The 9,796-nt window shown below is 71.5% G+C and carries 12 protein-coding genes; 3 read left to right on the forward strand and 9 right to left on the reverse strand.

Going from position 1 to position 9,796, the window contains the following annotated elements; all coding sequences use genetic code 11:
- Positions 1 to 624: 624 nt before the first annotated feature.
- The 3 genes from D474_RS0117400 to D474_RS0117410 form a co-directional block, all read right to left on the reverse strand.
- Complete coding sequence (locus D474_RS0117400) at positions 625 to 1,527, reverse strand: ABC transporter ATP-binding protein (RefSeq protein WP_026118574.1); 903 nt, start codon at positions 1,525 to 1,527, stop codon at positions 625 to 627.
- A 300-nt stretch (positions 1,528 to 1,827) separates the two neighbouring features.
- Positions 1,828 to 2,355, reverse strand: coding sequence for a pyridoxamine 5'-phosphate oxidase family protein (locus D474_RS0117405; RefSeq protein WP_017614814.1), 528 nt, complete (start codon positions 2,353 to 2,355; stop codon positions 1,828 to 1,830).
- A gap of 238 nt (positions 2,356 to 2,593) precedes the next feature.
- Positions 2,594 to 3,031 (reverse strand): ArsI/CadI family heavy metal resistance metalloenzyme, encoded by a 438-nt coding sequence (locus D474_RS0117410; RefSeq protein WP_017614815.1) that lies wholly within the window; start codon positions 3,029 to 3,031, stop codon positions 2,594 to 2,596.
- A 78-nt stretch (positions 3,032 to 3,109) separates the two neighbouring features.
- On the opposite strand from D474_RS0117410, the gene D474_RS29080 reads away from it, so the two are divergent.
- Genes D474_RS29080 through D474_RS0117425 form a run of 3 tightly spaced genes read left to right on the forward strand, consistent with a single transcriptional unit; the run spans position 3,110 to position 5,081 of the window.
- A complete protein-coding gene (locus tag D474_RS29080) occupies positions 3,110 to 3,544 on the forward strand; it encodes an ArsR/SmtB family transcription factor (protein WP_017614816.1) in 435 nt (144 codons plus the stop codon).
- Positions 3,541 to 4,659, forward strand: coding sequence for an ACR3 family arsenite efflux transporter (gene arsB, locus D474_RS0117420; protein ID WP_017614817.1), 1,119 nt, complete (start codon positions 3,541 to 3,543; stop codon positions 4,657 to 4,659). Before D474_RS29080 ends, arsB begins: the two co-directional genes overlap by 4 nt.
- Positions 4,656 to 5,081 (forward strand): arsenate reductase ArsC, encoded by a 426-nt coding sequence (locus tag D474_RS0117425; RefSeq protein WP_017614818.1) that lies wholly within the window; start codon positions 4,656 to 4,658, stop codon positions 5,079 to 5,081. Before arsB ends, D474_RS0117425 begins: the two co-directional genes overlap by 4 nt.
- A 44-nt stretch (positions 5,082 to 5,125) precedes the next feature.
- Here D474_RS0117425 and D474_RS0117430 read toward each other — a convergent pair whose 3' ends face one another.
- The 6 genes from D474_RS0117430 to D474_RS29100 form a co-directional block, all read right to left on the reverse strand.
- Complete coding sequence (locus D474_RS0117430; RefSeq protein ID WP_017614819.1) at positions 5,126 to 5,512, reverse strand: VOC family protein; 387 nt, start codon at positions 5,510 to 5,512, stop codon at positions 5,126 to 5,128.
- A gap of 331 nt (positions 5,513 to 5,843) precedes the next feature.
- A complete protein-coding gene (locus tag D474_RS29085; protein ID WP_017614820.1) occupies positions 5,844 to 6,323 on the reverse strand; it encodes a TetR/AcrR family transcriptional regulator in 480 nt (159 codons plus the stop codon).
- Positions 6,311 to 6,613, reverse strand: coding sequence for a hypothetical protein (locus D474_RS29090; RefSeq protein WP_017614821.1), 303 nt, complete (start codon positions 6,611 to 6,613; stop codon positions 6,311 to 6,313). Before D474_RS29090 ends, D474_RS29085 begins: the two co-directional genes overlap by 13 nt.
- A 133-nt stretch (positions 6,614 to 6,746) precedes the next feature.
- The gene (locus D474_RS33900) at positions 6,747 to 7,166 is read right to left on the reverse strand and encodes an enolase C-terminal domain-like protein (RefSeq protein ID WP_338045291.1); all 420 of its coding nucleotides are present in this window, start codon (positions 7,164 to 7,166) and stop codon (positions 6,747 to 6,749) included.
- Positions 7,115 to 8,077 carry an enolase C-terminal domain-like protein gene (locus D474_RS33905; protein ID WP_275040800.1) on the reverse strand — a complete coding sequence of 321 codons (963 nt, stop codon included), beginning with the start codon at positions 8,075 to 8,077 and terminating at the stop codon, positions 7,115 to 7,117. Before D474_RS33905 ends, D474_RS33900 begins: the two co-directional genes overlap by 52 nt.
- Positions 8,074 to 9,705 carry an aldehyde dehydrogenase (NADP(+)) gene (locus tag D474_RS29100; RefSeq protein WP_017614823.1) on the reverse strand — a complete coding sequence of 544 codons (1,632 nt, stop codon included), beginning with the start codon at positions 9,703 to 9,705 and terminating at the stop codon, positions 8,074 to 8,076. The genes D474_RS33905 and D474_RS29100 overlap by 4 nt, the downstream gene beginning before the upstream one ends.
- Positions 9,706 to 9,796: the final 91 nt, after the last annotated feature.

Genomic DNA, 9,796 nt, shown 5'->3' on the forward strand with positions numbered 1-9,796 from the left:
CGCCCAGCACGCCCACGCCGAGCCCGACGAGTTGGTTCGGTACGCACGCCGACAACACCACGTGCAGTGCGAGGACGACGAGGTTGATGACCACGATCGCGGCGGTGTGGCTCAGCCAGGTTCCGGTGGGGAAGGCGACCGTGATGCCGGCGGCCAGGCCCACCGCCGCGACGAGCGCGCTCTGCAGGACGGTGGCCGCGGCGACGATCGCCCCGGTGGCGGCCAACTTCACCCGGCACAGGCGCCCCGGTGGCAGACCGGAGGTCTGTTGCAGAAGCCATCCGTTGCCGCGGTGTTCGATGTCCACCTGCCGACTGGCCAGGACCGCCAGCAGGACGGCCGAGACCAGGGGGACGGCCAGCGCCATGCCCTCGAGAAGCTGGTGCCACGGGCGTGCCGCAGGGTCGTGGAGCATGCCGGACGGGTCGGCGCCGGAAAAGGCGAGCGAGGAGAGGGCGACCACGCCTGCGACCAGGGCCGCGACGGAGGGGGCGACCCGCAGGCGACGCATCTTGGCGAACTCGTTGGCCACGGCGCGGGAGGTGGTCGGCGCCGGGGCCGTGCGTACGCGGAGGGAGGCCGGCGCGGCGCCGACGGCACCGGGGGTCCTGGCGTCTCGGGTGCTCACAGGCCCCCTCCCCCGGTCAGGTCCATGAACACGTCCTCGAGGGACTGCTCCTCGCGGCGGACCCCGTACACGGCCACGCCCTCGTGCACGAGGCGGGCCACCAGCTCCGCGGTGGTGTCGTGGTCGAGCCCGGGCACCCGCACCCCAGGCCCGTCGCGCACGGCGCCCCAGCCACCGGCCAGCGCGGCCGTCCGGTCGGGGTCGGGGGTGTCGACGAGCACGTCCGGGACGGAGCGGGCGAGGAGCTCCTCCCTCGTGCCCTGGAACAGCATGCGGCCCTGGCCGAGGATGCCCAGGACGGTGGCCGTACGGTCGATCTCGCCCAGCAGGTGGCTGGAGACCACGACGGTGATGCCGCGTCCCGCGAGGTGGGTGAGCAGACCCCGCATCTCCTCGATCCCGGCCGGGTCGAGCCCGTTGGTGGGTTCGTCGAGGATCAGGATGCGGGGTTCGCGGGCCAGCGCCAGGGCGATGCCGAGGCGTTGCCGCATGCCGAGGGAGTAGGTGGCCACGCGCCGGTCCAGGTGGTCCTGGAGCCGCACGGTCCGGACCGCCCTGAGTACCTGGCCGTCGGAGAGCCCGAGGAGACGCTGCACCAGGCGCATGTTCTCGCCGCCGGTGAGGTGGGTGTAGGCGGGTGGGGCCTCGATGAGAGAGCCGATGTCCCGCAGCAGGTCGCGGCGGGTGGAGCGCTGCATGCGGCGGCCCATGACGCGGACCTCTCCGGTGCTCGGGCGCACCAGGGAGAGCAGCATCTTCATGGTCGTCGACTTACCCGACCCGTTCGGGCCGAGGAAGCCGTACACGCAGCCTTCCGGAACCCGGAGGTCGAGGTCGCTCACGACGGTCCGGTCTCCGTAGGTCTTGCTCAGGCAGTGGGTGGTGATGATGTGGGACACGGCTCCACGGTCGTCCGCGCGGGGCCGGCCGGTCATCGACCCAGGGGGTGACATTCGGGGGTTCCGGGTCCTCCCCTCGGACGACCCCTCTGCGGTCCCCCTCCGGGCGATGAGCGATGAGCTCCCCTCGATCGGTGGTGGGATCTCGGATCCGGGGCCCGGGGGTGGCGCCGACGCGGGTTGCGGGACGGCCCGGCCGGGCTGGGCCCCCGACCCCGGGGCAACACCACAACACCCCACACCCACCGGCTCCCACCCGCCTGCCCAGCGGGACCGGTCACCCGTCGGCCTCTGTGCTCGTCAATCGTCGGTCTCTGTGCTCGCGTGGGCGCGCTCACGCTCGTCCCGCTCCTGCACCAGCTCCTCCACAGCCGTGGGCAGGGTGCCCTCGAAGTCGATGAGCTTGGCCCAGGTCGGGGTCATCACGATGCGCACCATCTGCTCGTACAGCGAACGCACCTCGACCTCCCACGCCCGCCGCTGCTCCGGCACCATCATCTGGTCGCTGTTCATCGCGAGGTACTCCGCGGGGATCCCGTCGACGGTCTCGAGCTCCACCGTTCCCCGCATGAGCAGGATCTTCGGCGGGAACTCGATCGTGTCGATGGTCAGCGCCGCGTGCGGGTCCGCGCTCAGCGAGCGCACCTTGGGTGCGTTGGTCGACGTGCACATGACCACGTGCGAGCCGTTCCACAGGAACCCGATGGGCACCACGCGCGGGGTTCCGTCGGGGGCCACGTAGGCCAGGCGGGCGATGGAGTTCGAGAGCAGGTCCTGCGACGTGGGGTGCTGGAGTACGGCGGTGACGTCGGTGCCGGCGGATGCCATGGCGGTTCCCCCCTGTTCGGGTTCCGGTGAGGGGGACCGAGACGTGGCCCCGGGGGCTGTTGTTCCCTGTGGGAGCCGGGTTCTCTCATGTGCACACCCGGGGCGGCGGGCCCGAGCGCACAGAAGACCCGTGCTCCCCACGGACGGGAAACGGGGGCGGCGCGGACGGGCGCGGCCCGCCGTACACGGTGCTCATCCCTGAGCCACGTACGCGCGGCGGGCCCCGCTCCTCGGACAGCTACGCCTCGAACGCCTCCTTGAGCCCGGGCACGCCGCTCACCCCGGCGACCCCTTCGACACCGCTCTGGCCACTGTCGCCCTTGACCACGTAGACCTCCCACGGCTCCTTGCCCGGCCCGTGCACCCACACCTTGTCCTGCACGGCGTAGCAGCACTCGGTGTCGTTCTCCTCGAAGGTGGCCAGGCCGGAGTCCTTGAACCGCCGGGTGGCCGCATCCACCTGGTCGACGCCGCCCACCTCGACACCGAGGTGGTCCAGGCGGGTCTCCTGCTCCGGCTCGCCCTCGATGAGGACCAGCTTGAGCGGGGGCTCGGCGATGGCGAAGTTGGCGTAGCCGGGCCGGCGCTTGGCGGGCTCGACGCCGAAGAGCGTGGAGTAGAAGGTCACCGAGGCGTCGAGGTCGGCGACGTCGAGAGCGAGCTGTACACGGGACATGAGACCCTCCAGAGGGTTTGGATCGATATCCGTCGATGCAAGGTTGCGCCCTGGATCGAAGCTTGTCAATATAGACGCATGTCGAATCAAAGGAGCGGGGAACCCGACCCCCGCGCTGCCGCGGACGGCTGCTGTCCCCGCCTTCTGTCCTCACCGCCGGAAGAGACCGAGGCGGTCGAGTACGCCCGGATCTTCAAGGCCCTCGGCGACCCGGTACGCCTCCGGTTGCTGTCGATGATCGCGTCCCACAACGGCGGCGGCGAGGTCTGCGTGTGCCACCTGACACCCGCGTTCGACGTGTCGCAGCCGACCATCTCCCACCACCTGAAACTCCTGCGCGAGGCCGGTCTCATCGACTCCGAGCGGCGCGGCACCTGGGTCTACTACCGCCTGCTGCCGGAGACGACCGACCGCCTGGCGTCGATCCTGACCCGTATCCCCGCGGGGGACCCGGCCTGCAGCGGCGACGACACCACCCCCACGACCGACACCGACCAGAAGACGCAGACGTGAGCGCCCCCGAAAGGACCGGGCCGTCCCGGGTCGAGACCGCAACCCCCACCCCGCAGGTCGTCGGCCGCCTGTCGTCCCTCGACCGTTTCCTGACCCTGTGGATCCTGCTGGCCATGGCCGCCGGCCTCGCCCTGGGTCGCCTGGTGCCCGGGGTCGGTGAAGCGCTCTCCCAGGTCGGGGTCGCCGGGGTGTCCCTGCCCATCGCGGTGGGGCTGCTGGTGATGATGTTCCCGCCCCTGGCCAAGGTCCGCTACGACAGGCTCGGAACGGTCACCGGCGACCGGCGCCTGCTCATCACCTCGCTGGCCGTGAACTGGCTGGCCGGCCCGGCGGTCATGTTCGCGCTGGCGTGGGCGTTCCTCCCCGACCTGCCCGAGTACCGCACCGGCCTGATCATCGTCGGACTGGCCCGCTGCATCGCGATGGTGATCATCTGGAACGACCTGGCGTGCGGCGACCGCGAGGCCGCCGCTGTGCTGGTGGCGCTCAACTCCCTGTTCCAGGTGGTGATGTTCGGTGTACTGGGCTGGTTCTACCTGTCGGTCCTGCCCGGCTGGTTGGGCCTGGAACAGGCGGCCCTGGACGTGTCGTTCGTCGACATCACGGTGTCGGTGGTCGTGTTCCTCGGGATCCCGCTGCTGGCCGGGTACCTGACGCGCCGGCTGGGCGAGCGCGCTCGCGGGCGGGAATGGTACGAGACCCGTCTGCTGCCCAAGCTCGGACCTTGGGGGCTCTACGGGCTGCTCTTCACCATCGTGATGCTGTTCGCCCTCCAGGGAGAGGCGATCACGTCGCGGCCGTGGGACGTGGCCCGGATCGCGGTTCCGCTGCTGCTCTACTTCGTGCTCATGTGGGCCGGGACCCTGGCGCTGGGCCGCGCGCTCGGCATGGGTTACCCGCGCTCGGTGACGCTGGCGTTCACGGCGGCCGGCAACAACTTCGAGCTGGCGATCGCGGTGGCCATCGCGTCCTTCGGCGCCACCTCGGGACAGGCCCTGGCCGGTGTCGTGGGGCCGCTGATCGAGGTTCCGGTACTGATCGCGCTGGTGTACGTGGCGCTGGCGGCACGGCGCTGGTTCCCCGGGGAGAACGACATGGCGCAGGGGGTGCGATGACAGAGCACGCTCCCGTGGCACACGAAGAAGACCTGCCGCAGGTGTTGTTCGTGTGCGTGCACAACGCGGGACGGTCCCAGATGGCGGCGGCGTTCCTGGAACACCTGGGAACAGGGCGCGTACGGGTGCGGTCGGCGGGCTCCGCCCCGGCCGATGCGGTGAACCCGGCGGTCGTGGCGGCGATGGCGGAGGTCGGGATCGACATCGCCGCCAACAGCCCGAAGGTGCTCACCGAGGACGCGGTGAAGGCTTCGGACGTGGTGATCACGATGGGGTGCGGAGACGCGTGCCCCTTCTTCCCCGGCAAGCGCTACCTCGACTGGGTGCTTCCCGACCCGGCCGGGCAGGGCGTGGAGGCGGTAAGGCCGATCCGCGACCGGATCCGACGCCACGTGGAGGAGCTCCTGGCGGAGCTCGTGTGAGATCCCGCCGGTGGGCCGACCCGGGTCGGCCCACCCCGGGGTGGTCACAGGGGCTGGAGCCGGGCCTTGAGCAGGCAGAACTCGTTGCCCTCCGGGTCGGCCAGCACGTGCCACGGTTCGTCGCCGGTCTGGCCGATGTCGGCGGGCCGCGCCCCGATCTCCAGGAGCCGGTCGAGCTCGGCGTCCATGTCTCGGTCGGTGGCGTTGACGTCGATGTGCAGACGCGGCTTGCCCGGTTCCGGCTCTGCCCTCTTGCTGAGGATGATGGTCGGCTGCGGGCCCCCGAAGCCCTCGCGGGGGCCGACCTCCAGTGCGTGGTCGTCCTCGCCCTCTTGGCCGAGCACGACGAAGTCCAGGACCTCGCACCAGAACCGTGCCAGGAGCTCGGGGTCGTGGCAGCCGAGCACGAGTTCACTGATGCGACATGCCATGGACGGGCCTTCTCTCCGTTCGGGGGGTTGCCGGGAGGGGCGCGGCGGGACCGGCGCGGTTCTCCAGCAGTATCGACCCGGGAAACGTAGCGGAGGGCCCGTGCCCGGGACAAGCTCTTTTCCCGGCGCCGGACGCCCGCGGGGGGCGTCGGAACGCACCGGCCCCAGGGGGGAGCGACCCCGGCGGGCCCCGGCGGGCGCGGGGAACACCGACGCCCGGCAGCACCACCCCGCCTTTCGCCGCCCCCTCGGTCCCGCCGAAGCCTTCATTGGTCAGCTTTCCCGTTCGTTCCCGGGGCCGATGTCCCCGTGCTGCCCGGTTGGCCCCCGGTCAGGAATGCACTCCGGCGGACGGGCCGGCCAGCGCCCTGAGGGAGGACCGCACGACCGCTTCCGGGATCTCATCGTTCTGCATCGCTTGCCGGACGAGGAGGCCCTCGACGAAGGCGTCGATCGCCGTCGCGGCCCCCGGGGGAAATCGGTCGAGCAGGTGGCGTTCGGTGGTCGTCATCCACCCACGGACGATCTCGGATGCGGCCTCGTTGTACTGCGCGTAGGAGTACAGCTCGAAGAGCACTCGCATCCGTTCGGGGTCGCGGGCGGCCCGGTGGATGAACTGCACCAGGGCTTCGACGGTTTCCTCGGCCGTGCCCGCCGCTTGCAGCAGCTCCTGGTAGGTGCCGGCCATGGTCTCCACGTACCAGGAGAACGCCGCCTCCAGGATGTCCTCCAGCCCGGAGAAGTAGTAGGTCAGCGAACCCAGAGGCACCTGTGCCCGGCCTGCGATGCGCCGGTGGGTCACCTTGTGCACGCCTGCCTCGGCGGCACGACGTAGTCCCGGCCGAGCTCGCGCTTGCTGGCGAACTTGAGTTCGTAGGCCGCGGGGTAGAGCGCCTGGATCGCCTCGGCGTAGGAGGGAGAGGTGTTGGGGTCGCCGCGGCCGTCGATCATGAGGTAACGGGTGGTCGGCACGTCGAGGATCCGGAACGTGTCGCGCTCGGCCCGATAGGCGTCGAGCGTCTTCTTGAAGTCGACCTTCGGGGTCCGATCACCCTTGGCGTCCTGCCCAGCCCTACCGTTCCCGCTGTCCCTGCCGTCCATCCGCCACCTGGACCCGCCCTGCGGGCCGCGCCCCTTCCTGATGCCTGATTCATGAGGCGCGGGGCCTCCGAACACGGCCCGGGGGAAGGCCCTTCCACCGGAACCTCCCCCTACCTTCCCCCGAAGCCGCCCGTCACCGCTGCATGCACGGCCGTTTCGGGTCGAACGCCCACCCGGGGATCAGGAACTGCATCGCCGCCGCGTCGTCACGCGCGCCGAGCCCCTCCCGCACGTACAGCTCGTGCGCCTCCTCCAACCGCTCCCGGTCCAGCGCCACGCCCAACCCGGGCGCCTCCGGAACCGCCACGGCCCCTTCCCGGATCAGCGGCGGGGCCTGGGTGAGCCGCTGGCCGTCCTGCCAGATCCAGTGGGTGTCCAGAGCGGTGATCTCGCCCGGAGCAGCGGCACCCACCTGCGTGAACATCGCCAACGAGATGTCGAAGTGGTTGTTGGAGTGCGACCCCCAGGTGAGCCCGAAGTCGTCGCAGAGCTGGGCCACCCTCACCGACCCGGCCATGGTCCAGAAGTGCGGGTCCGCGAGCGGGATGTCCACCGCCTCGGTCCGCACTGCGTGGGCCATCTCCCGCCAGTCGGTGGCGCACATGTTCGTGGCGGGCGGCCGCCCNCGGTGGCCCGCTTGAACTCCGCCATCGCCTCGCGCGCGGAGAACCGCCCTTCCGCGCCGCACGGGTCCTCGGCGTAGGCCACGACCCCGCGCATCCGCCGGCCGTACTCGATCGCCTCCTCGAGCAGCCATCCGGCGTTGGGGTCGAGGGTGATGCGCGATTCCGGGAACTCCTCGTGCAGTGCGGTGACGGCGTCGACCTCCGCATCGCCGCGCAGCACCCCGCCCTTGAGCTTGAAGTCGCGGAACCCGTACCGCTCCTGGGCGGCCCGTGCGAGCTCGATGACGCCGTCGGCGTCCATGGCCGCTTCCCGGCGGCGCCGCTCCCACGCGTCCCCGGACTCCTCCCGCAGGTACGGCAGGTCGGTGGCGTCCGGGTCCCCCACGAAGAACAGGTACCCGAGCATCGGAACGCTGGAGCGCTGTTGGCCGGCCCCGAGCAGTTCCGCCACGGGAACCCCGAGGCACTGGCCGTGCAGGTCCAGCAGCGCCGACTCCAGCCCGGTGACCGTGTGCACGGTCGTGCGCAGGTCGAAGGTCTGCTCTCCCCGTCCGCCGGCGTCGCGGTCGGCGAAGGCGTCCGAGACCTCCCGCAGGACCGACCGGAACCGGGTCACCGGGCGCCCGGTCACCAGCTCCCCGGCCTCGCGCAGGGTGGCGGTGATCTTCTCACCCCCGGGCACCTCGCCGAGCCCGACCCTGCCCTCGTCGTCGGTCACGATGACGACGTTGCGGGTGAAGTACGGGCCGTGCGCCCCGGACAGGTTCAGCAGCATCGAGTCGTGTCCAGCGACGGGCACGACCTCGACCCGGGCGACACGGGGTCCGGGTGTGCTCATGCGTTCTCCTCCTCACCGGCGACCACGGGGACGCCGTCGACCCGTCGGGTCAGGTTCCAGGGGTTGTCCTCGCGCACTGGCGCGGGCAGCAGGGAGGCGGGGACGTTCTGGTAGACCACCGGACGCAGGAAACGCTCGATGGCGCCCGCGCCGACCGACGTGGAGCGCCCGTCCGAGGTCGCGGGGTACGGGCCGCCGTGCACCATGGCGTCGCCGACGTCGACGCCGGTGGGCCAGCCGTTGACCAGCACACGCCCGGCGCGCAGTTCCAGGGACTCGAGCAGGTCCCGCACGGCGCCGTGGTCCGCGTCGGCCTCGGTGTCGATCCACAGCGTGGCGGTCAGCTGGCCCTCGAGCGCCCCCGCCACCGACGGCAGTTGATCGGCCGAGGTGTAGCGCACGACGAGGCAGACGGCGCCGAAGACCTCGTCGGAGAGTCGGGGGGTGTTGGCGAAGGTCTCCACGTCGGTCGTGTGGACCGCGGGCGCCGGGGCGTTCTCACCTGCCCCGGCGCCGCCGCGTCCGAGCTCGTCCACACCGTCGACGGAGGCGAGTGTCTTCTCGGCCTCCACGCGCGCAGAGCAGATGTCCGGGGTCAGCATGGTCGTCCCATCGGCGGCCGAGAGCTTCTCGGTGATCCGGGTGACGAGGTCGTCGCCGTCGCTGCCCTCCGGGACGAACAGCAGGCCCGGGGCGGTACACAGCTGTCCGGCCGAGCCGTTGAGCGAGGTCACGAACCCGTCGGCCAGGGCGTCACGCCCGCCCGTATCGCCGCCCGCGATGGACGAGGGCAGCACGAAGACCGGGTTGACCGAGCTCATCTCCGCGAACACGGGGATCGGTTCGGGGCGGGCCGCGGCGGTGGCCGCCAGGGCGGTGCCGCCGCGGCGCGACCCGGTGAAGCCGACCGCCTTGATGCGGGGGTCGGAGACCAGCGCCTGCCCGATGGCGTTCCCGCGGCCGTGGACCAGGGAGAAGACGCCTGCGGGAAGTCCGTGCTCGGCGACCGCGGTGGACAGCGCCTGCCCCACGAGCAGGCTCGTGGCGGGGTGGGCGTTGTGCGCCTTGACCACCACGGGGCAGCCGGCCGCGAGCGCGGAGGCGGTGTCGCCGCCCGCGACGGAGAACGCAAGCGGGAAGTTCGAGGCGCCGAAGACCGCCACCGGCCCCAGCGGCAGCGTGCGTTGCCGCAGGTCGGGTCGGGGCAGGGGCTTGCGGTCCGGCAGCGCGGGTTCGATACGCACACCGTGGTGGTCGCCGGCCCGGGAGACCTTCGCGAACAGCCGCAGCTGGTTCGCGGTACGGGCGAGCTCACCCTTCAGGCGTGCCTCGGGCAGTCCGGTCTCGCGCATGGCGTCGGCGATGATCTCCTCGCCGGCCTGCTCGATGCGCTCGGCCGCGGTCTCCAGGAACGCGGCGCGCGCCTCTGGGCCGACCTTGCGGTAGTCGGCGAACGCCTCGGCGGCGGCGCGGGTGGCTTCGGCGACCTGGCCGTTGTCGAGCAGGCTGAACTCGGGCCCGGACTCAGCGTTGCGTGCCGGGTCGACGGCCCTGGTGGTGCCATCGGTCCCGGGGACGGGTTCACCGGCGATCAGGGAGTGGTGTGTCTGTTCGGTCGAGGTGCTCATGGTGCGCATCCTGTGGTGACGAGCTGCGTGCGGGTGTGCGTCTGGGGCGGGGACGCTTCTATGTCAAGCGGCGGGCCCGTAAGCCCTCTGC

This window comes from Nocardiopsis salina YIM 90010 (assembly GCF_000341025.1).
GTDB classification, from domain to species: domain Bacteria; phylum Actinomycetota; class Actinomycetes; order Streptosporangiales; family Streptosporangiaceae; genus Nocardiopsis; species Nocardiopsis salina.

Coding starts and splice junctions, on each gene's coding strand:
- D474_RS29090 (WP_017614821.1), bottom strand. CDS start 6,613: ATGGACGGCAGGGACAGCGGGAACGGTAGGGCTGGGCAGGACGCCAAG.
- D474_RS0117405 (WP_017614814.1), bottom strand. CDS start 2,355: ATGGCATCCGCCGGCACCGACGTCACCGCCGTACTCCAGCACCCCACG.
- D474_RS0117410 (WP_017614815.1), bottom strand. CDS start 3,031: ATGTCCCGTGTACAGCTCGCTCTCGACGTCGCCGACCTCGACGCCTCG.
- D474_RS0117425 (WP_017614818.1), top strand. CDS start 4,656: ATGACAGAGCACGCTCCCGTGGCACACGAAGAAGACCTGCCGCAGGTG.
- D474_RS29100 (WP_017614823.1), bottom strand. CDS start 9,705: ATGAGCACCTCGACCGAACAGACACACCACTCCCTGATCGCCGGTGAA.
- D474_RS0117430 (WP_017614819.1), bottom strand. CDS start 5,512: ATGGCATGTCGCATCAGTGAACTCGTGCTCGGCTGCCACGACCCCGAG.
- D474_RS29080 (WP_017614816.1), top strand. CDS start 3,110: ATGTCGAATCAAAGGAGCGGGGAACCCGACCCCCGCGCTGCCGCGGAC.